Source organism: Rhizobium sp. P1_C7, from assembly GCF_056406295.1.
The window spans coordinates 335,225-356,553 of sequence record NZ_JBFUAL010000006.1 but is presented as its reverse complement, the minus strand read 5'-3'; the positions used below and the strand labels follow the sequence as shown (position 1 = coordinate 356,553).

15 protein-coding genes are annotated in these 21,329 nt (G+C 61.1%); 11 read left to right on the top strand and 4 right to left on the bottom strand.

Translation table 11 applies throughout. The features are described from left to right. Positions 1-54: 54 nt before the first annotated feature. The 11 genes from AC1D2R_RS12350 to trxA all read left to right on the top strand — a co-directional run bounded on the left by AC1D2R_RS12350 (position 55) and on the right by trxA (position 16,891). Complete coding sequence (locus tag AC1D2R_RS12350; protein WP_477967589.1) at positions 55-1,845, top strand: stimulus-sensing domain-containing protein; 1,791 nt, start codon at positions 55-57, stop codon at positions 1,843-1,845. Continuing rightward, entirely contained in the window at positions 1,842-2,294 is a 453-nt protein-coding gene (locus AC1D2R_RS12345; RefSeq protein ID WP_477967551.1) for an HPr kinase/phosphorylase, read from the top strand. The genes AC1D2R_RS12350 and AC1D2R_RS12345 overlap by 4 nt, the downstream gene beginning before the upstream one ends. A gap of 153 nt (positions 2,295-2,447) precedes the next feature. Next, a complete protein-coding gene (locus tag AC1D2R_RS12340; RefSeq protein WP_037064533.1) occupies positions 2,448-2,849 on the top strand; it encodes a PTS sugar transporter subunit IIA in 402 nt (133 codons plus the stop codon). 15 nt (positions 2,850-2,864) lie between these two features. Further along, positions 2,865-3,143, top strand: coding sequence for an HPr family phosphocarrier protein (locus AC1D2R_RS12335; RefSeq protein WP_477967550.1), 279 nt, complete (start codon positions 2,865-2,867; stop codon positions 3,141-3,143). Positions 3,144-3,311: 168 nt separating this feature from the next. Beyond that, positions 3,312-4,712, top strand: coding sequence for an adenosylhomocysteinase (gene ahcY, locus AC1D2R_RS12330; protein WP_477967549.1), 1,401 nt, complete (start codon positions 3,312-3,314; stop codon positions 4,710-4,712). 203 nt (positions 4,713-4,915) lie between these two features. After that, positions 4,916-7,501 carry a PAS domain-containing sensor histidine kinase gene (locus tag AC1D2R_RS12325; RefSeq protein ID WP_477967548.1) on the top strand — a complete coding sequence of 862 codons (2,586 nt, stop codon included), beginning with the start codon at positions 4,916-4,918 and terminating at the stop codon, positions 7,499-7,501. After that, positions 7,498-9,015 (top strand): tRNA (adenosine(37)-N6)-threonylcarbamoyltransferase complex ATPase subunit type 1 TsaE, encoded by a 1,518-nt coding sequence (gene tsaE / locus AC1D2R_RS12320; RefSeq protein WP_477967547.1) that lies wholly within the window; start codon positions 7,498-7,500, stop codon positions 9,013-9,015. The genes AC1D2R_RS12325 and tsaE overlap by 4 nt, the downstream gene beginning before the upstream one ends. A 12-nt stretch (positions 9,016-9,027) precedes the next feature. After that, the gene (locus tag AC1D2R_RS12315) at positions 9,028-9,759 is read left to right on the top strand and encodes a nucleotidyltransferase family protein (protein WP_477967546.1); all 732 of its coding nucleotides are present in this window, start codon (positions 9,028-9,030) and stop codon (positions 9,757-9,759) included. Between the two features lie 2 nt (positions 9,760-9,761). Then, positions 9,762-12,953, top strand: a complete 3,192-nt coding sequence (gene addB / locus AC1D2R_RS12310) for a double-strand break repair protein AddB (protein ID WP_477967545.1) — start codon at positions 9,762-9,764, stop codon at positions 12,951-12,953. Further along, complete coding sequence (gene addA / locus AC1D2R_RS12305) at positions 12,946-16,497, top strand: double-strand break repair helicase AddA (protein ID WP_477967544.1); 3,552 nt, start codon at positions 12,946-12,948, stop codon at positions 16,495-16,497. Before addB ends, addA begins: the two co-directional genes overlap by 8 nt. A gap of 73 nt (positions 16,498-16,570) precedes the next feature. Next, positions 16,571-16,891 (top strand): thioredoxin, encoded by a 321-nt coding sequence (gene trxA / locus AC1D2R_RS12300; protein WP_057470237.1) that lies wholly within the window; start codon positions 16,571-16,573, stop codon positions 16,889-16,891. Between the two features lie 48 nt (positions 16,892-16,939). On the opposite strand, the gene AC1D2R_RS12295 is transcribed toward trxA, so the two are convergent. Genes AC1D2R_RS12295 through trpB form a run of 4 tightly spaced genes read right to left on the bottom strand, consistent with a single transcriptional unit; the run spans position 16,940 to position 21,328 of the window. Beyond that, positions 16,940-18,292, bottom strand: a complete 1,353-nt coding sequence (locus AC1D2R_RS12295; RefSeq protein ID WP_477967543.1) for a bifunctional folylpolyglutamate synthase/dihydrofolate synthase — start codon at positions 18,290-18,292, stop codon at positions 16,940-16,942. 27 nt (positions 18,293-18,319) lie between these two features. Then, a complete protein-coding gene (accD, locus tag AC1D2R_RS12290) occupies positions 18,320-19,225 on the bottom strand; it encodes an acetyl-CoA carboxylase, carboxyltransferase subunit beta (RefSeq protein WP_477967542.1) in 906 nt (301 codons plus the stop codon). 39 nt (positions 19,226-19,264) lie between these two features. Further along, complete coding sequence (trpA, locus tag AC1D2R_RS12285; protein WP_477967541.1) at positions 19,265-20,104, bottom strand: tryptophan synthase subunit alpha; 840 nt, start codon at positions 20,102-20,104, stop codon at positions 19,265-19,267. A 3-nt stretch (positions 20,105-20,107) separates the two neighbouring features. Beyond that, a complete protein-coding gene (gene trpB / locus AC1D2R_RS12280) occupies positions 20,108-21,328 on the bottom strand; it encodes a tryptophan synthase subunit beta (RefSeq protein WP_477967540.1) in 1,221 nt (406 codons plus the stop codon). Position 21,329: the final 1 nt, after the last annotated feature.

The window sequence follows — 21,329 nt, the reverse complement described above, 5'->3', positions numbered from 1 at the left end:
ATTGCAGAGAGCTGACGGCCGCGCAAGCGGTCCGCTCTCCGAAAGGGCATGTCGTTGGCACAGTTGGTGCAAGAAAGGGATCTTGATGACGTGGAGGGCTTAAGCGGCCGCCGCGTCAGGGGACGACGTTGGTCCCACCCCTTCACGATCATCCGCCGCATCTTCGGCAATGCCGTCTTTTCAAGCCTTACGCGCCGCATCCTGTTTTTCAATCTTGCCGCGCTGGTCGTTCTCGTCGGCGGCATCCTTTACCTCAACCAGTTTCGCGAAGGGTTGATCGACGCCCGCGTCGAGAGCTTGCTGACGCAAGGCGAAATCATTGCGGGCGCGGTCTCCGCCTCCGCATCCGTTGACACCAACTCCATCACGATCGATCCCGAGAAGCTGCTCGAACTGCAGGCTGGCCAAAGCATCACGCCCGTTCCGAACGACGAAGACCTCGAATTTCCGATCGATCCGGAGAAGGTAGCGCCGGTGCTGCGCCGGCTGATTTCGCCGACACGGACGCGCGCTCGAATTTTTGATGCCGACGCAAACCTGCTGCTCGATTCGCGTCACCTTTATTCGCGCGGCCAGGTCCTGCGGTTCGATCTTCCGCCGGTCGAGGACGAGGAGCAGACCTGGGGGGATTGGTTCGCCACGATCTTCAACAAGGTCCTGCAACCGGGCAACCTGCCGCTCTACAAGGAAGCGCCGGGCGGTGACGGTTCGATCTATCCTGAAGTCATGAACGCGCTGACGGGCGTGCGCGGCGCCGTCGTGCGCACGACCGAGAAGGGCGAACTGATCGTCTCGGTCGCTGTGCCCATCCAGCGTTTCCGGGCCGTTCTCGGTGTTCTGCTGTTGTCCACGCAGGCCGGCGATATCGACAATATCGTGCATGCCGAGCGTCTTGCTATCATGCGGGTGTTCGGGGTTGCCACATTGGTCAACGTGCTTCTTTCGCTGGTTCTTTCCTCGACGATTGCCAATCCGCTGCGCCGCCTTTCGGCTGCCGCGATCCGTGTACGCCGCGGGGCCAAGGAACGCGAAGAAATTCCGGATTTCTCAGCCCGACAGGATGAAATCGGCAATCTGTCCATCGCGCTTCGCGAGATGACAACCGCGCTCTACGACCGCATCGACGCGATCGAGAGCTTTGCCGCCGATGTTAGCCACGAGTTGAAAAACCCGCTGACCTCATTGCGTAGCGCCGTTGAAACGCTGCCGCTTGCCAAGTCGGAGGATTCCAAGAAGCGTCTCATGGACGTCATCCAACATGATGTCCGGCGCCTCGACCGCCTGATCAGCGACATATCCGACGCCTCGCGTCTCGACGCGGAACTCGCGCGTGTCGATGCCGGTTCGGTGGATCTCGAAGTGCTGCTGCGCGACCTCGTCGAGATTTCGCGGCAGATCCGCAGCCGCAAGAAGGAAGTTCAGATCGAATTCGCCATCGAGCGCAAGCCTGGCGTCAAGACGCGCTTCGTCGTCAAAGGCCACGATCTGCGCATCGGCCAGATCATCACCAATCTCATCGAGAACGCCCGTTCCTTCGTCTCCGATCAGGACGGCAAGATCACCGTGAGGCTGGTGCGGACCCGCTCGCGCTGTATCGTCTATGTCGAAGACAATGGTCCGGGCATTCAGGCTGAGAATATCGATCGCATCTTCGAGCGGTTTTATACCGACCGCCCGGAAGCCGAGGACTTCGGCCAGAATTCCGGCCTCGGTCTGTCGATCAGCCGCCAGATCGCGGAAGCGCACGGCGGCTCGCTGCGGGCAGAAAACATCATTGATCCGGAGACCGAAAAGGTCGTCGGCGCTCGCTTCACCCTCGCCCTGCCCGCCGATTCCGCAGCATGACGGCCGGCGCTTCAAATATTCATGCGACTGCCATTGTCGTCGGCAAGACCGGACTGCTGTTCGTCGGGCCTTCCGGATGGGGAAAGTCGATGCTGGCATTTGCATGCGTCAGCGAAGGCAATCGCCTGGGTATAGCTTCCATGCTGGTCGCAGACGACCAGGTTCTCATTTCGCAACGGAACGGTGCCGTGATTGCGGAGTGCCCGCCTACGATCGCGGGCCTGATCGAACTGCGGGGTACCGGGATCGTTCGCGTGCCGCACGTCGCCGAGGCGCCGATGCACTATGCTATCCTGCCTGGCAGCGCGTCGGGTCAGGATCGCGTTCCGCCAGAGGGCGAGCGAGCTGTGATCGCCGGCGGCATCGATCTGCCGGCAATTCGGTTGCTGGCTAACGCACCGTTGCCGCTGGCTGCATTAATGGCAAGAGTGCCCGATATTGGACGATAATGCCCACGAAATCAGCAAATCTGGGCTATTAAGTCGTATTTTTGTCTTGCACTTCGGCTTTTCATCGCCAAGATGTGCCCCCACGGTGGACGAGATTGCTGCATTGCGATATTCGACCCACCGTTTGCATACGCCACTAGGAGCAGTAGTATCATGATCGGACTTGTGCTTGTCACCCATGGCAAGCTGGCTGAAGAGTTTCGTCATGCGGTCGAACACGTTGTCGGTCCTCAGAAATTCATCGAAACGGTCTGTATCGGTCCCGAGGACGACATGGATCAGAGGCGGCAGGATATTCTCGAAGCGGTGGCAAGTGCAGACGATGGTCATGGCGTGGTTATCTTGACCGACATGTTCGGCGGCACGCCCTCCAATCTCGCGATCTCGGTGATGAGCAGCGGCCATACCGAAGTTATCGCCGGCATGAACCTGCCGATGCTCATCAAGCTTGCAGGCGTGCGCGGCGAAAACAACATGGAGAAGGCGCTCGTCGAAGCGTCCGAGGCCGGCAGGAAGTACATCAACGTCGCCAGCCGCGTTCTCAGCGGCAAATAACGAGCCAACCTCGCCATGACCACCTCGCTCTCCCGGGAAATTCTCATCATCAACAAGCGCGGGCTGCATGCACGTGCTTCGGCAAAATTCGTGCAAACCGTCGAGACTTTCGATGCGGCGATCACTGTATCGAAGGATGGCATGACCGTCGGCGGCAACTCGATCATGGGACTGATGATGTTGGCTGCGAGCCCTGGCTCGAGCGTCGTCATCTCCGCCAGCGGCAATCAGGCTACACAGGCACTCGAAGCGCTCGACGAACTGATCCAGAACAAGTTCGGCGAAGACATGTGATTCCCGAGCGGTCATATAAACATATAAAGACTTCTTTATATCATTATTGCCTTCGTCATAGAAGCCTGCTAAACGGCGGGCATAGTCGCGTTTGCGCGCGAACGCTTCGCGGTGCGACCTTTTTCGCGCCTTCGCCTTCCTGAGACGACTTTCAGCCTGGAGAACCCAATGAGCACTGAACAAGATTATATCGTCGCCGATATCGGTCTTGCGGATTTCGGCCGCAAGGAAATCACGATAGCCGAGACTGAAATGCCGGGCCTGATGTCCTGCCGCGCCGAATTCGGCGAAGCAAAGCCGCTCAAGGGCGCGCGCATCACCGGCTCGCTGCACATGACGATTCAGACGGCCGTTCTCATCGAGACACTCGTCGCTCTCGGCGCGGAAGTCCGCTGGGCATCGTGCAACATCTTCTCGACGCAGGACCACGCCGCTGCCGCAATTGCCGCCTCCGGCGTTCCGGTCTTCGCGATCAAGGGCGAGTCGCTTGAGGATTACTGGGTTTACACCGACAAGATCTTCCAGTGGGCCGACGGCGGCGTTTCGAACATGATTCTCGATGACGGTGGCGACGCAACGATGTACATCCTGCTCGGCGCCCGTGCCGAAGCCGGTGAAGACGTGCTCTCCAACCCCCATTCGGAAGAGGAAGAAATCCTCTTCGCGCAGATCAAGAAGCGCCTTGCCGCTTCGCCGGGCTGGTTCACCAAGCAGCGCGATGCCATCAAGGGCGTGACCGAAGAAACGACCACCGGCGTGAACCGCCTGTATCAGCTCAGCCAGAAAGGCCTGCTGCCTTTCCCGGCGATCAACGTCAACGACTCGGTCACCAAGTCGAAGTTCGACAACAAGTACGGCTGCAAGGAATCGCTGGTCGACGGCATCCGCCGCGGCACCGACGTCATGATGGCCGGCAAGGTTGCTGTCGTCTGCGGCTACGGCGACGTCGGCAAGGGTTCTGCCGCTTCGCTTTCCGGCGCCGGCGCCCGCGTCAAGGTTACGGAAGCCGATCCGATCTGCGCACTGCAGGCTGCCATGGACGGTTACGAAGTCGTTCTGCTTGAAGACGTTGTTTCCTCGGCGGATATCTTCATTACCACGACGGGCAACAAGGACGTCATCCGCATCGACCACATGCGTGCGATGAAGGACATGGCAATCGTCGGAAACATCGGTCACTTCGACAACGAGATCGAAGTCGCCGCACTTCGTAACCTGAAGTGGACCAACGTCAAGCCGCAGGTCGACCTGATCGAGTTCCCGAAGGGCAACCGCATCATCCTTCTTTCCGAAGGCCGCCTGCTCAACCTCGGCAATGCGACAGGTCACCCTTCCTTCGTCATGTCGGCTTCGTTCACGAACCAGACGCTGGCGCAGATCGAGCTTTTCACCAAGCCCGACCAATACCAGAATCAGGTCTACATTCTGCCGAAGCATCTCGACGAAAAGGTTGCGCGCCTGCATCTCGACAAGCTCGGCGTGAAGCTGACGCAGCTTTCTGAAGAGCAGGCCGCCTATATCGGCGTCACGCCTCAGGGCCCGTTCAAGGCTGACCACTACAGATATTAATCGCAGAACCAATATCCACAACATGTAGAGGGCGTAGCATTGACAAATGCCGCGCCCTTATTTTTTGGCACACACCTTCCCGCCGAATCCCTTCCGAAGTATTGTTTTAACACTCGATTCGTTGCCACGGACCCGTCCGTTTGCTTCGAAAATGGGATGTCTTGTCGTGATGCGGCACATTGAAGGACGGAGACATACCGGGCATGTTGGAAACGATGCACAGCCTGATCGAACAGGCGGAGGATGGTGTTCGCACTGCCCCCGGCCCGTTGCTGTCAGGCGACAGGAAATCTATCGGCGCGTCCACGGCTTCGACGCCGAGGCTTGGGGTGTTGGCTCGCGTGGCCGGGACCTTTGCTGCCGGTACGGCCATTGCGTCGCTAGCCCGGCCGGTCTTCGCGCAGGTGGAATCGGAAGCCGCAGCTTCCGCGCATCTCTTCACATCCTCGCAGGTCGTCGGTCTTTCCATCGTAATCGGCGTCATTTCGGCGGCACTGCTGTCGACACTCTGGGTCGTACGCCAGCGCGGAAACCTCGAAAGCGAAAGCCGCAATATCCGCTCCGCGCTGTCTGACGCGCAGCAGCGCATATCGCAGTACGAAGCCCTGATCGCCGATAAGAACCGGCGTATCGTGATATGGGACGGCGACGAGCGCCCTGAGCTGCTCGGCCAGCTGCCGCCGGAAACAGGCGCGCCCCAGGACAACGAATTCCTTGCCTTCGGGCTGTGGCTCAGGCCACGCTCGGCATCCGAACTTGAGCGGGCGATCGATCGCCTACGCGAGTCGGCCCACAGCTTCGACATGGTCGTCGAGACGCACCGGGACGAAATTCTCGAAGCGCAGGGCCGCGTCTCCGGCGGCCGTGCCTTCGTTCGTTTCGTTGCGCTTAACAATCTCCGCGCCGAACTTGCCGAACTGAAGATCGAGCGCGACCGGCTGCTTGCTTCGATTTCGGCTTTCCAGGGGCTCCTCGATTCCATCGACCTGCCGGCATGGCAGCGCGACACCGACGGCCGGCTTACCTGGGTCAATCATGCCTATGGCGACGCAGTCGATGCGGTATCGCCGGACCAGGCTGTCGACGAAGGCCGCGAACTACTGACCACCATTGCCCGCGAACGCATTCGCGCCGCGGCGACGGCGGAATCGCCATTCCATGACAAAATCTCGACTGTCGTCCAGGGCAACCGTACCTTCTTCGACGTGGTCGACGTGAAGGTACCGAGCGGTTCCGCCGGCATTGCGGTGGATGTATCGGGCATCGAGGCCGTGCGGGCCGAGCTGGAACGCACGCTGAAGAGCCATGCCGAGACGCTCGATCATCTGGCGACACCTGTCGCGATCTTCGATGGCGATCGCCGCCTGCAATTCTACAACCAGGCCTTCGTCTCGCTCTGGCAGCTCGACATCGCGTTCCTCGAAAGCCGGCCAGACAATGCCGAGCTGTTGGAACGCCTGCGCGCTGCCAAGAAGCTGCCGGACCAGCTGAACTGGAAATCGTGGAAAGACAGCGCACTTTCGGTCTATCGGGCGCTCGACACCCAATCCGATCTCTGGCACCTGCCGAACGGGCAGACGCTGCGGGTCTTCGCAACCGCGCATCCCCAGGGTGGCGCGACCTGGGTCTTCGAGAATCTAACGGAACAGGTCGACCTTGAGACCCGTTACAACACGCTGCTCAAGGTGCAGGGCGAGACCATCGACCACCTCTCCGAAGGCGTTGCCGTGTTCGGGCCGGACGGACGCATTCGTCTTTCGAACCCCGCCTTCCGGGCGCTATGGGGTATTACGGAAACCGAAGCAAAGCCCGGCACCCATATTCGCTCGCTCGGCGAAGCCTGCGCACCGTCTTACGACCGACCCGATGGCTGGAAGACGTTTGCCGAATTGATCACCAGCTTCGATGACGAGCGCCGTTCCAGCCAGGGAACGCTTGAGCTGTTCTCCGGTCTCGTGCTCGACTATGCGATCATTCCGCTGCCGAACGCCCAGACCATGCTGACCTTCGTCAATATGACAGACAGCGTGAGAGCCGAACGTGCGCTGACAGAAAAGAACGACGCCCTGCGAAAGGCCGACGAGCTGAAGAACGATTTCGTCCAGCATGTCTCCTACGAACTGCGCTCGCCGCTCACCAACATCATCGGCTTCACGGATCTCCTGCGGACGCCCGGAATCGGCGAGCTGAACGACCGCCAGGCTGAGTACATCGACCATATCTCGACCTCCTCCTCGGTGCTCCTGACACTGGTGAACGACATTCTCGATCTGGCGACCGTCGATGCCGGCATCATGCGGCTCAATTATTCGGAAATCGAGCTCGGCGACCTGCTTGACGACGTCTCCATACAGATTGCCGATCGCCTGCAGGAAAGCGGCGTGTCGCTTGAGATCACCGCACCGGCGCGTCTCGGATCGATCATCGCGGACCCGCAGCGTCTGAAGCAGATTCTGGTCAAGCTGCTGTCGAATGCGGCGAATTTCTCGCCGGAGGGTGCCGGAATTTCCCTGCGGTGCGACCGCGAGGGGACCGACTTCGTCTTCTCCGTCACCGATCGCGGCCCAGGCATTTCGCAGGAGATGATCACCAACGTCTTCGATCGCTTCGCGACCGGCGCAAAAAGCGGGAAGCGCGGCGGCGCGGGTCTCGGGCTCTCGATTGTCGACAGCTTCGTCAACCTGCACAACGGCCAGGTTACGATCGACAGCCAGCCCGGCAAAGGAACAACGGTCGTCTGCCGCATTCCGTCAGCCAGCCAGCCAACCTCCATCGCCGCCGCCGAATGACAGCCGGCAGCGCCGCCACCTCACTATTCCTTGACGATGACGCCGCGACAATCCGCCTCGGCGAGGATCTGGCGCTGGCCCTCAAGGCAGGCGACTGCCTTGCACTATCAGGCGATCTCGGCGCCGGAAAGTCAGCACTCGCCCGTGCTTTTCTGCGTGCGCTTGCCGATGACGCCGAGCTCGAAGTGCCGAGCCCTACCTTCACCCTGGTGCAATCCTACGATTTGCGCATTCCGGTCTCCCATTTCGATCTTTACCGCCTCGGCGACCCGGCAGAACTGAACGAGCTTGGTTTCGACGAGGCCTTGCAGAACGGTATCTGTCTGGTCGAATGGCCCGAGATGGCAGAGGGCGAACTGCCGAACGACAGGGTCACGCTGAGACTGGAGCACGAAGGCGCCGGGCGCCGCGTCACGATCGCAGCCCCCAAACGGCAGGCCGCTCGCATTCGCCGCGTCCTTGCTATCCGCAAATTTATAGACGATGCCGGCTTTGCCGGCGCCAAGCGCCGCTTCCTGACAGGCGACGCCTCCCTGCGCGCCTATGAGGCAGTCTATCCTGCCGATGGGGTTCGCCGGATCCTGATGGATTGGCCGCCACTTGCCGAGGGGCCGCCGGTTCTGGACGGCAAACCCTATCCGAAGGTCGCGCATCTTGCGGAAAACGCATACCCCTTCGTCGCGATCGCCAATGCGCTCCATCAGGAAGGATTCGCGACGCCGGAGATCTACAACGTCGATTACGAACAGGGCATCCTGCTACTTGAGGATCTCGGCTCCGACGGCGTTCTCGATGGCGACGGTAGACCGATCGCCGAGCGCTACCGTGCGAGTGTCGCGTGCCTGGCACATCTGCATTCGTTGACCATACCGCAGGACATCCGCGTCACCGAGACGCGCGTCCATCACATCCCCAATTTCGACCGAACGGCGACGAAGATGGAGGTACGGCTCGTTCTCGACTGGCACCTCCCCTGGAAACGCGCCGGCGCACCGGCGAGCGAGGCAGAACGCGACGAGTATCTGGCGATCTGGGATCGACTGATCGACGAACTCAATGTAGCTGAAAAGAACCTGCTGCTGCGCGACTTCCATTCCCCGAACATCATCTGGCGCCAGAAAGAAAGCGGCATCAAGCGGGTGGGATTGATCGATTTCCAGGATGCGATGATTGGCCCCACTGCCTACGATCTCGTCTCGATCACGCAGGATGCCCGCGTTACCATCGAGCCGGCGCTGTTTCAGCAACTCATGGACGACTATCTATCGTTGCGCCGAGCCCAAGGCGGATTTGACGAAGCAAGATTCCTCAAGAGTTGGGCCATCATGTCGGCGCAGCGCAACTGCAAACTGGCGGGCCTGTGGGTGAGGCTATTGAAGCGCGACGGCAAGCCCGGCTACATGAAGCACATGCCGCGCACGCTTGCCTATCTCGACGTCGCCCTGAAGCACGAAACGCTTGCCCCCTTGCGCGACTGGTGCGTAAGAGCTGGTATAGTTGCGAGCGAATCATAAGTTCCGGATGACATGACGATTAAGCAAGCCATGGTGCTGGCTGCCGGCCTCGGCACCCGTATGCGCCCGATCACCGATACGATCCCGAAGCCGTTGGTGAAGATCGACGGCAAGCCGATGATCGACTATGCGCTGGATTCGCTTGTCGAGGCCGGCGTCGAGACGGCGGTCGTGAACGTCCACTATCTTGCCGAGCAGATGCTCGACCATTTGAGCGCCTACACTGCACTCGAGGTCATCATATCTGACGAGCGCGACCGGCTGATGAACAACGGCGGCGGCCTGGCAAAGGGCTTGAAGCTCCTTGACCGCGGCAATATCTTCGTCACGAATGCCGACCTCTTCTGGATTGGCGAACAGGCGGATCGCCCGAGCAACCTGCGTCGCTTAGCCGGATTCTTCGATGCCGAACATATGGACATGGCCATGCTTTGCGTGAAACTCGAAGATACGACCGGCCACAACGGCAAGAACGATTTCAACCTTGCGACGGACGGCAAGCTCAGCCGGTATCGCGACCAGCGACCCTCTCCCGTCGTCTACGCCGGCGCAATTGCGATGAACACATCGTTCCTCGACGATGCGCCCGACGATGCGTTCAACCTGAACCTCTACTTCGACAAGGCGATTGAACGCGGGCGGCTGTACGGCATTATGCTCGAAGGACATTGGCTAACGGTCGGCACTCCCGCGGCAATCGATGCAGCGGAGGAAACGATCCGGCGATACCGGACGTTCGCGTAGACATGGCCGAGCGGCACCAGCCACGGGTTTTGACAATACCGGCCGGACTTCCATTCCTGGCAACGCTTGCCGAAACATTGTGCGACGGACGTCTCACGCCGCTCTTCCGGCATGATGACACCGATCCGCTCTCGCTCTCCAAGGTCACCATCTACCTCCCCACGCGGCGTGCTGCGCGCGTGCTGCGCTCAGAGTTCGTGGATCTTCTTGGCGGACGTTCTGCAATCCTGCCCGTCATCCGCCCGCTTGGCGAAACGGACGACGACAGCGGATATTTCGACGAGGCGCTTCCGGCGACCCTCGATCTGGCGCAGCCGCTCTCGAATACGACCCGCCTCCTGGAGCTGGCGCGCCTGATCCTTGCCTGGCGAAACAAGCTGCCCGAGATCGTCCGCAGCATTCACTCCGATTCGCCGCTCATCGCGCCCGCGAGCCCAGCCGACGCGATCTGGCTGGCCCGAAACCTTGCCGAATTGATCGACTCGATCGAGACGGAGGATCGCGATTGGAGCGACCTTGCGCGGCTCAATGCCAAGGACCACGCGTTGTGGTGGCAGCTCACCGCGGAATTCCTGCAGATCGCAAGCGCCTTCTGGCCCGAGAGATTGGCCGAACTCGGCAAATCCTCGCCGGCGCGGCACAGGAACGCAATCTTGCGCGCGGAGGCGAACCGGATTGCTGCAACACCGCCGGCCGGCCCGATCATCATCGCGGGTTCGACCGGATCCGTCCCTGCGACAGCAGATCTGATCGCGGCGGTCGCCAATCTTCCCGAGGGTGTCATCGTCCTTCCCGGCCTGGACATGCGGATGCCGGACGACCATTGGCGGATGGTCGCGCCCGAAACCTCCGGACAGCCCGCCGACCCTGCCAGCCGGAGCCACTCGCAATATGGCCTTGCCCAGCTTCTCAAGCGCCTTGGACTCGACCGCAATGACGTCGCATCACTGGCCGACGCCCCGGCTCTCCTGACGCAACGCGCCCAGATTCTTTCGCATGCGCTTTCGCCTGCCGAAGCCACAAGCGATTGGGGGCTATGGAAGGGCGCATTGCCGGATACCGCCATTTCTTCCGCTTTCGCCGATGTCTCGCTGATCGAAGCTGCAAACGAGCGCGAAGAGGCAACGGCCATCGCGATCGCGCTGCGTATGGCGTTGGAGAGACCGGGGATGGACGGCGAAAGCCGCGCAGCCCTCATTACACCCGACCGCAATCTTGCTCGCCGTGTGATGGCGGAACTCTCGCGCTTCGGTATCCTGGCCGACGATTCAGCGGGCACGCCGCTTTCGGCAACGCCTCAAGGGACGCTGCTGCAGCTACTGTTGGAGGCAACGCTCCGTCCGGGAGATCCGGTGGCGATCGTTAGTCTGCTCAAGCATCCGCTGGCGCGGTTTGGGCTGGAGCGCGGTGCGCTTCGCGAGGCCGTCGCAGCACTTGAGCTTCTGGCGCTGCGCGGCGGCGTCGGGGAGGTTGATATCAGCGCGCTCGAACCGCTGCTCGACCGCCAACGGTCGGAGCAGGCGCTTGATCGGCACACACCCAACTGGCGCAAATCCCTTGCACCGGAGGCTGCCGACAAGGCCCGCGATCTTGCGCGCCGGGTCGGCGAAGCAACCGAGCCGCTTGCCGCAGCGCTGGTTCGCCGCCTGCCGGGCGAGCGCGGTCTTGCGACTGCTTTCATGCTGTCCGACTGGGCGGAGCGTAGCGGGCGAGCGCTCGAAGCCGTCGCTCGCGACGAGCGCGAGAGCCTGTCCGGGCTTTGGTCCGGCGAGGCGGGCGACACGCTCGCAAAACTCCTCGGCGAGGTTATCGAGACCGAAGGGCAGATCGAAGCGGACGGGCCACAGTGGATCGATATCATGGCGGCGCTTTCGGCCGGTCAAGCGGTCAAGCCGCGCGCACTGAGCCATCCGCGGCTTTTCATTTTCGGGACGCTGGAAGCCCGCCTGCAGAGCGTCGACACGCTCATCCTCGGCGGATTGAACGAGGGCTCATGGCCGGGGCAAACAGCCAACAATCCGTTCGTTTCGCGAACCATGAAGACAGAGATCGGCTTGGAACCGCCGGAACGCCGGATCGGACAGTTGGCGCACGACTTCGAAATGGCCAGCGGAACATGCCATCTCGTCTACTCGCGGGCACTCAGGCAAGGTTCGACCCCAACGGTGGCATCGCGCTGGCTGCAACGACTGCTCGCCTTCGGCGGCACCACATTCGAAGCCGAACTGACAGACCGGGGCGATCATTTCGTGCACTGGGCAAACCTGATCGACCGGGGCGACCGGCAGGCGCCGGCGCAGCGCCCGAGTCCGACACCGCCGAGCGACATGCAGCCGAAATCCTATTCCTTCAGCGAGGTCGGCCGGCTGCGGCGCGACCCTTATGCGATCTATGCGCGCCGCGTCCTGCGGCTCGATTCGGTCCACCCGTTCAACCGCGATCCGGGACCCGCCGAACGGGGAACGCTTTATCACGCGATCATCGATCGCTTCGTCCGCGAAGGTCACGTCGCCGGCAAGCCGGATGCGACCGCAGCGATGGAACGTATCCTCACCGAACTCTTCGACCTGGAGCAACTGCCACCGCATATCGACGCCGTCTGGCGACCGCGTTTCCGGGAGGTTGCACGCTCGTTCCTCGATTGGGAAGCGGAACGGCGGCCTGGCATTCAGCGAACCCTGACCGAAGTGCGCGGCGGCGTCGAGCTCGACCAGATCGACGTCCGTCTCAGCGGTGTTGCCGACCGTATCGACATCATGGGTCCGAATGCCGCCGACATCATCGACTACAAGACCGGATTTAATCCCACGCCCGCCCAGGCTCGCGCCCTTCTCGATCCGCAGCTGGCGCTGGAGGCTGCGGCTCTGAAGGCCGGCGCCTTCAAAAATGCGGGAAGCCTCGTGCCGCAGGATCTCCTCTATGTGCGCCTGCGGCCCGGACGCCGCTTCAAGGTCGATACCGTCAACAACGAGTCTTCGACCAGAAGCGACAAGTCGAAATCGGCCATGGATCTGGCGGCGGACTCTCTTGATCAGTTGGTGAAGTTCGTTTCGCTGCTGCAATCCGGCGAACGGGGCTTCACCTCCAGGCTCATTCCGGCGCAGCAGTTCGATTTCGGCGGCGACTACGATCATCTCGCACGCGTTTCCGAATGGTCGACTGCCGAAAGCGACGAGGCAAGCGGCGATGAATGACAACACGACACTGCCTGAAGGCGACGATCCGATCGTCTGGACGAGCTGGACGACGATCCAGCAATCGATCGCGTCCGACCCGCAGCGCTCCGCCTGGGTGTCAGCCAATGCCGGCTCGGGCAAGACTCATGTTCTGACGCAGCGCGTCATTCGGCTTCTGCTCGCCGGTGCGCGGCCAGCGGCGATCCTTTGCCTGACCTACACGAAAGCGGCGGCTTCCGAGATGTCGAACCGCGTGTTCGAGCGCTTGGCGGAGTGGGCCGTCCTATCGGACCAAGACCTCATGCAGCGTATTGCGCAGATCGAGGGCAAGGCTCCGGACGCGTTGAAGCTTGCCGAAGCCCGGCGGCTTTTTGCCAAGGCGCTGGAGACGCCCGGCGGGCTGAAGATCCAGACAATCCACGCCTTCTGCGAATCGCTGCTGCATCAATTTCCACTGGAGGCCAATGTTGCAGGCCATTTTTCCGTGCTCGACGACCGCGCAGCAGCGACGTTGCTGGCAGATGCACGCCGGTCGCTGCTGACGGCGACGACACCGGCAGAGGATCCTGCGCTTGCGGAGGCGTTTTCCTACGTTCTCAATCTTGGCGACGAATCCGGATTGGAAACGCTGCTGGAAGAGATCGTTGCCAATCGCAACGCGATCCGGAAATTCACGTTCGCTGCCGGACAGCAGGGCGGGCTCGACAACGCGATCCGGGCAAAGCTCGGCCTTTCCGGCAACGATACGGAGATGGCCATTGCGGAGGAATACTGGCCTCTGGCCGGCCTCTTCGGCAGCGCCCTTGATCGATATCTCGAGCTCGCGGGCCTGAAGGGAGGCGCCAAGGCGCAGGATATTGCGTCCGCGCTGAGGATGGCGGCGCAAGAGCGCGATGCGATGCGCCGTATACCATTGCTTGAGAAGGCATTTCTGACCGGCAAGGGCGAACCCAAGGCGGATTCGCAGTTTTTCGTGAAGGCGATGCTCAGCGAAGCTCCGGAACTCACCGATGCGGTAGCGACAGCACTAGCTCATGTGGTTTCGTGCCGGGACCGCCTGAAGATCGTGCGGATGTATGACGCAACACGCGCTGCTCTGATCCTCGCCGATCGGCTGAACCGGGACTACGACGATCTCAAGAAGCAGCGAAGCCAGCTCGACTTCGATGATCTGATCACGCGCACCGCCGATCTCCTGAACAAGAGCGACGTCGGCCCGTGGATTCACTACAAGCTCGATCAGGGTATAGATCATATCCTCGTCGACGAGGCTCAGGATACCAGCCCCATCCAATGGAGCGTGATCCAGTCGCTCGCCGAAGACTTCTTCTCGGGCGAAAGCGCCCGCAACGTCGTGCGTACCCTGTTTGCGGTCGGTGATGAAAAGCAGTCCATCTATTCGTTTCAGGGCGCCCGTCCCGAGCGCTTTTCGGAGGAAAGCCAGCGCACACGGCACCGTGTTTCGCAAAGCGGCCTTGCCTTTTCAACCGTCCGGCTTCCGTTGTCCTTCCGATCGACCTCGGACGTGCTTGCGGCCGTCGACCATATCTTCACTCCATCCGGCAACGCCCGAGGTCTGAGTGCTGGCGGCGAGCCCGTGGTCCACCGTTCGAACCGCATCGGGCATCCCGGCGCCGTCGACCTCTGGGAGATGATCGCGCCAGAGGTAGCGATAAAGGAGGAGGACTGGACGGCACCCTTCGACGCAACACCGGAAAGCGCCCCGGCTTCCATCCTCGCGCGGCGGATCGCGCACACGATCGGCAATCTGGTCGGCAGGGAAACAATCGTCGAGAAAGGCAAGGAACGGCTGATCGAAGCCGGCGACATTCTTGTCCTCGTTCGCAAGCGCGACGCCTTTGTCAACGCCCTGACGCGGGCGCTGAAGCGGCGCGACAACATTCCCGTCGCCGGTGCCGACCGATTGCGCCTGACGAGCCATATCGCAGTTCAGGATCTGGTGGCGCTTGGGCGGTTCCTGCTCCTGCCGGAGGACGACCTTTCTCTCTCGGCATTAATGAAGAGCCCGCTTCTCGATCTGACGGAAGACGACATTTTTGCCGTGGCGGCTCTACGTGGCGACGGCGAGAGCGTCTGGGCGCATATGCAGAAATTCGACGCCGACGGTAACGAGCGGCTGGGGACTGCGGTCGGGCGACTAAAGCTTTTTCTTGACGAGCAGAGAACGCTCCCAGTGCACGACTTCTATGCGCGAGTGCTTGGTAGCCATGGCGGACGTCGGCAGTTTCTCGCTCGGCTGGGCACAGAGGTCAGCGATATTCTCGACGAGTTCCTGACATTTACCCTCGATCACGAGACCTCCGGGCTGCCGGGGCTGCAGTCCTTTATTTCGACGCTGGAACTGGAAGCACCCGAAGTCAAACGTGAGCAGGACAAGGGCCGAAACGAAGTGCGGATCATGACGGTTCACGCCTCTAAAGGCCTCGAAGCGCCGATCGTATTTCTGGTCGATGGCGGCTCCAAGGCGTTTACACACACCCATATGCCGAAACTCCGGTTGCTCGAGCAGCGCAAAGACGAACCGCCGATGCCCGTCTGGGTGCCGCTCAGCGATCTCGGCAACTCGCTGACCCAGGCCGATGCCACGCGGATCCAGCTGCTGGCGGAGGAGGAATATCGCCGCCTGCTCTATGTGGCGATGACCCGCGCTGCTGACCGTCTGGTGGTTTGCGGCTATCGCGGCGTTCGCGCCAATACCGATACCTGGCACGCGATGATTTCGGCGGCGATGACCGACAGCCATCCGCATGTTGCAGCGGCGACTTTTTCGGCGCCGGACGGCAACTGGAACGGCATCAAATGGCGTGTGCCGCGCATCGATCGACATTTCGAGCGGGCAGGACGCGCCGAGCCGGCTGCCACCCGGGATGTGCTGCCTTTCGATCTCGACAAGCCATTGCCCCCGCTACGGCACCTCCCACGCCCACTTAGCCCGTCTGGCGCCGGAACGATCATCGACGAGGAGGCGGACGATCTTCTGGTCGTCTCGCCGTTGTTCGGGGATAAGGGAAAATCCGACCACTCACTTCAGAAGGGGCGGCTGCTTCACCGCATGATGCAGATGCTGCCGGAGATCGCCTCCGGCGAGCGCGCGGATGCAGCCGAGCGATACACCGAGCGCGCCGCACGTTTCTGGCCCACGGCCGAGCGCCGAAAGCTGGTTGATTCGGTCCTGAAACTATTGAACGAGCCGGGACTGGAGGCGGTTTTCGCGTCGCATGCGCAGGCAGAAGTCTCGATCATGGGGACGCTGTCTCTCGGAGGACGGGACTACGCCGTTTCCGGTCGCGTGGATCGCCTTGCGGTACTTCGAGATCGGGTCGTGATCCTCGACTACAAGACCAACCGCGTGCCTCCTCAATCCGCTGAAAGCGTCCCGTTTGCGCATCGGGCACAGCTCGCGATCTACCGTGACATCCTGGCACCGCTTTACCCCGGCAAGCACATCGACTGTGTTCTGGTTTACACGGAGAACGGCTCCGTCCACACGCTGACGCCTGAGGCGCTGGCATCCGCGCTTGCGCAGCTCGAGACAAAGTGAAATACCGGACATTGAAATTCCGACCCCGCACCCTCACATGTGCTTCAACAGGAAATCGGTAAAGGAGCAGCCTATGGCTACCGTGAAAGTCGATATCAACAACTTCCAGGCGGAAGTTCTGGAATCCGCAGAACCCGTCGTCGTCGATTTCTGGGCTGAGTGGTGCGGCCCTTGCAAGATGATCGCTCCGAGCCTCGAAGAGCTCGCAATCGAGTTTGCCGGCAAGGTGAAGGTTGCCAAGCTCAACATCGACGAGAATCCGGAGCTTGCCGCTCAGTTCGGCGTTCGTTCCATCCCGACGCTTGCTATGTTCAAGGCCGGCGAAGTTGCTGACATCAAGGTGGGTGCCGCACCGAAGACGGCGCTTTCGAGCTGGATTTCGAGCGCCGCTTAATCATGCATCCATGTATAAGAAAAAGGCCCGGCACCGACCGGGCTTTTTTCATGTCGGCGGTGTTCCGTTGTCGGAAAGGACATCGCCGACGAGATATAGCGAACCTCCGATGAGGATGCGTGGCGGATGCGCCTGTTCAGGCGCACTCGCCTTGATGGCCTCCAGCGCATCGCTGACGGTCGACATCGGTTCGGCGATCAGGCCCGCGTCATAAGCGGCGTTCGACAGGATTACCGGGTCGATCATCGCTTCACTGCCGCGGATCGGCACGCAATAGACCTTTTCCGCCAGACCCTTGAAGGCCTTGAAGTAGCCGATCGGATCCTTGGTGTTGATCATGCCGATGATCAGGAAGAGCGGCCTGGACTGCCTCTCCTCGAAATTCGCCATGGCTTCGGCAATAACTTCGCCGGCACCTGGATTATGGCCGCCGTCGATCCAGATCTCGGCTCCGTCCGGCGCGCTTGCCACCAGGTAGCCTTCGCTCAGTCTCTGGAGGCGGCCGGGCCACTCGACCGAGGTCATCGCCTTTTCCATCATCGCTTCGGTGACGGAAAAACCTGCCGCCTTCACCGCACGGATCGCCGCGGCAGCGTTTGCATACTGGTGGCGGCCGGGAAGCCGGGGTAGGGGCAGATCGGCCAGACCAAACTCGTCCTGATAGACAAGACGTCCGTATTCCTCATGCGCCATGTAGTCCTGGCCGAAGGCGGCGGTCGGGCAATTCAGCCGTTCGGCGGTTAACATAAGGACGTCGAACGCGGCGTCATATTCCTGCTTGCCCACGACCACAGGGCATCCACGCTTCATGATGCCGGCCTTTTCGGCCGCAATGAGTTCGACACGATCGCCAAGGTAGGGCTGATGATCGAGCGAGATCGGCATGATGACCGAGACGGCCGGATCCGTGATCACGTTCGTCGCATCGAAGCGGCCGCCGAGACCGACTTCTATGATGGCGGCATCTGCCGGATGCTCGGAAAACAGAATGAATGTGACGGCAGTCAGGATTTCGAAGACGGTAATCTTCTGTCCGTCATTAGCCGCCGCAACCCGCCGCACCGCCTCGGCAAAGACGGCATCGTTGACAAGCACACCGCGCCCGCCCTTGATGCCGATGCGATAGCGCTCGTGCCAATTGACGAGGTGGGGAGAGGTATGGACATGTGCGCTATATCCGCCCGCCTCAAGCAAAGCACGGCAGAAGGCCGTCACTGAGCCCTTGCCGTTGGTGCCCGCGATGTGAATGACAGGTGGCAACTTCCTCTGCGGATCACCGAGGACGGCGAGAAGGCGGGTAATGCGGTCAAGTGAAAGATCGAAGCCCTTGGGATGCAATCCCATGAGCTTGTCGATTTCCTGCGCTGCTTCGCTCACTGCGGTTTGGCCCCTGGGTATCATCGCTCAACCCGCCTGTGACATTTTCGATCAGGCGCTTGCAGCTATCGCAAGCGCACCGCTGTTTTCCTTGGACAGCACCGCGGCCGGCTTCTTCGTCAGGATCTTGAGCACCCGCGCCAGCGTATCCGGGATATCGTGGCGCTTGATGACCATGTCGACCATGCCGTGTTCCAGAAGATATTCGGAGGTCTGGAAACCTTCCGGCAGCTTTTCGCGGATGGTCTGCTCGATGACGCGCTTGCCAGCGAAGCAGATTTCAGCGCCCGGCTCGGCCAGATGCAAGTCACCCAGCATCGCGTAGGACGCCGTCACGCCGCCGGTTGTCGGGTTGGTCAGGACGACGATGTAAGGCTGGCCGGCCTCCTTCAGCATGTCGACGGCAACAGTCGTGCGCGGCAGCTGCATCAGCGACAGAATCCCTTCCTGCATGCGGGCGCCGCCCGATGCCGGGAACATGACGAGCGGGCATTTTTCCGCGATTGCGCGCTCGAACGCCTTCACGATCGCCTCGCCAGCGGCAAGACCGAGCGAACCGCCCATGAAGTTGAACTCGTGCACGACGGCAACAAGCTTCAGGCCCTGGACCTTGCCGACGCCGGCGACAATCGTGTCTTCCTGGTCGGTCTTGATGCGGCTATCACGCAGGCGATCGGTGTATTTCTTGGAATCGCGGAATTTCAGCGGGTCCTGCGCGACCTTCGGCTGCGGCAGCGATTCATACGCGCCGTCGTCGAAAAGGTCGGCAAGCCTGGCCTTGGCCGGCATCTTCATGTGGTAGCCGGAAGCAGGAATGACCCACTTGTTGTCTTCCAGATCCTTGTGGAAGACCATTTCGCCCGTTTCCGGGCACTTGATCCAGAGATTCTCCGGCACTTCGCGGCGGCCCAGCATGGAATTGATGCGGGGGCGAACGTAGTTGGTGATCCAGTTCAAGTCGAAAACTCCTGATTTTCTCTTGCCAATGTGGGAAAACTATTCGGCAGCAACAAGGCGCGCCGAACGGGTTCCCGATGACAGCCCGCGAACGAGCGTGGCGACCGCCTGAACGGTATCGGCTGTTGCCTTCCCGTCCTTGGTAAGGCTAGTCGCCACTTGGTTGACGATTGCCGTGCCGACCACGACTCCATCCGCCGAGCTGCCGATGACCTTTGCGTGATCGGCCGTCTTGACGCCGAAGCCGACGCACACGGGCAGGTTTGTATGTTGCTTGATGCGCTTGACGGCACCCGAAACGAGCGAAGGATCCGGAAGCGCGGAGCCGGTGATCCCGTTCATCGAGACGTAGTAGACGAAGCCGGACGTGTTCTTGAGAACCGTCGGAAGACGCTTTTCGTCGGTCGTTGGTGTTGCCAGGCGAATGAAGTTGATGCCCTTGCGGATTGCCGGAATGCAGAGTTCGTCATCCATCTCGGGCGGAAGATCGACGACGATCAGCCCGTCGATGCCGGAGGCGAGCGCATCGTCCAGGAACTTCTCGACGCCGTAGATGTAGATCGGGTTGTAGTAACCCATCATCACGATCGGCGTCGCGTCGTCCGTCTTGCGGAAATCGGCGGCAAGCTGCAGCGTCTTCTTTAGCGTCTGTCCCGCCTTCAACGCACGCTGACCGGCGAGCTGGATCGCCGGGCCATCGGCCATGGGATCGGAGAACGGCATGCCGAGCTCGATGACGTCGGAACCCGCTTCCGGCAGCGCCTTCATGATGCCGAGCGAGGTGTCATAGTCGGGATCACCACCCATGAAATAGGTGACGAGTGCCGGGCGGCCTTCGGCCTTCAGATCGGCAAAACGTTTGTCCATTCGTGCGGTCATGACTTACACACCCATTCCCAGAATCTTGCCGACGGTGAAGATATCCTTGTCGCCGCGACCGGAGAGATTCATCAGAATAATCTCGTCCTTACCCATCTTCGGGGCGCGCTTGATGACTTCGGCCAGCGCATGCGACGGTTCCAGCGCCGGAATGATGCCCTCCAGACGCGTAAGGGTCTGGAACGCCTCGAGCGCCTCGTGATCCATGATCGGCACATACTCGACGCGGCCGATATCGTTCAGATAGGAATGCTCGGGGCCGATGCCGGGATAGTCCAGGCCGGCCGAAATCGAATGACCTTCCTTGATCTGACCGTCTTCGTCCTGGAGCAGATAGGTGCGGTTGCCGTGCAGGACGCCGGGAGAGCCGGCAGTAATCGAAGCGCAATGCTCGTCGCCCTGCAAGCCCTTGCCGCCGGCTTCGACACCAACGATCTTAACGCTCGCGTCATCGAGGAACGGATGGAAGATGCCGATCGCGTTAGATCCGCCGCCCACAGCCGCAATGACGAGATCAGGAAGGCGGCCTTCGGCTTCGAGCATCTGCTGCTTGGCTTCCGTGCCGATGACGGCCTGGAAATCGCGAACCATTTCCGGATAGGGGTGCGGGCCGGCAGCCGTGCCGATCAGATAGTAGGTGTCGTCGACATTCGTGACCCAGTCGCGCAAAGCCTCGTTCATCGCGTCCTTCAGGGTGCCATGGCCAGCCGTGACCGGCTTCACTTCGGCGCCCAGGAGCTTCATGCGGAATACGTTCGGCGCCTGGCGCTCGACGTCAGTGGCGCCCATGTAGACAACGCAGGGAAGACCGAAGCGGGCAGCGACGGTTGCCGACGCGACACCATGCTGACCGGCACCGGTTTCCGCGATAATGCGGGTCTTGCCCATACGTTTGGCGAGCAGGATCTGGCCGATGCAGTTGTTGATCTTATGCGAACCGGTGTGGTTCAGTTCTTCGCGCTTGAAGTAGATCTTCGCGCCGCCGAGTTCCGCCGTCAGGCGTTCGGCGAAATAGAGCGGGCTCGGACGGCCGATATAGTGGGCGCCGAGATGCTTCAACTGCGCCTGGAATTCCGGATCATTCTTCGCCTTGCCCCATTCGTCCTGAAGCTCCAGGATCAGGGGCATCAGTGTCTCGGCCACGAAGCGGCCGCCGTAAATGCCGAAGCGGCCATCCTCATCGGGGCCGGAACGGAAGGAATTCGGTTTTGGCGTCTCGTTCAAT

Excerpts from the sequence above, each read along its gene's own strand:
- AC1D2R_RS12345 (WP_477967551.1), top strand. The coding sequence starts at position 1,842 with ATGACGGCCGGCGCTTCAAATATTCATGCGACTGCCATTGTCGTCGGC.
- AC1D2R_RS12340 (WP_037064533.1), top strand. The coding sequence starts at position 2,448 with ATGATCGGACTTGTGCTTGTCACCCATGGCAAGCTGGCTGAAGAGTTT.
- AC1D2R_RS12335 (WP_477967550.1), top strand. The coding sequence starts at position 2,865 with ATGACCACCTCGCTCTCCCGGGAAATTCTCATCATCAACAAGCGCGGG.
- ahcY (WP_477967549.1), top strand. The coding sequence starts at position 3,312 with ATGAGCACTGAACAAGATTATATCGTCGCCGATATCGGTCTTGCGGAT.
- AC1D2R_RS12325 (WP_477967548.1), top strand. The coding sequence starts at position 4,916 with ATGTTGGAAACGATGCACAGCCTGATCGAACAGGCGGAGGATGGTGTT.
- tsaE (WP_477967547.1), top strand. The coding sequence starts at position 7,498 with ATGACAGCCGGCAGCGCCGCCACCTCACTATTCCTTGACGATGACGCC.
- AC1D2R_RS12315 (WP_477967546.1), top strand. The coding sequence starts at position 9,028 with ATGACGATTAAGCAAGCCATGGTGCTGGCTGCCGGCCTCGGCACCCGT.
- addB (WP_477967545.1), top strand. The coding sequence starts at position 9,762 with ATGGCCGAGCGGCACCAGCCACGGGTTTTGACAATACCGGCCGGACTT.
- addA (WP_477967544.1), top strand. The coding sequence starts at position 12,946 with ATGAATGACAACACGACACTGCCTGAAGGCGACGATCCGATCGTCTGG.
- trxA (WP_057470237.1), top strand. The coding sequence starts at position 16,571 with ATGGCTACCGTGAAAGTCGATATCAACAACTTCCAGGCGGAAGTTCTG.
- AC1D2R_RS12295 (WP_477967543.1), bottom strand. The coding sequence starts at position 18,292 with ATGATACCCAGGGGCCAAACCGCAGTGAGCGAAGCAGCGCAGGAAATC.
- trpA (WP_477967541.1), bottom strand. The coding sequence starts at position 20,104 with ATGACCGCACGAATGGACAAACGTTTTGCCGATCTGAAGGCCGAAGGC.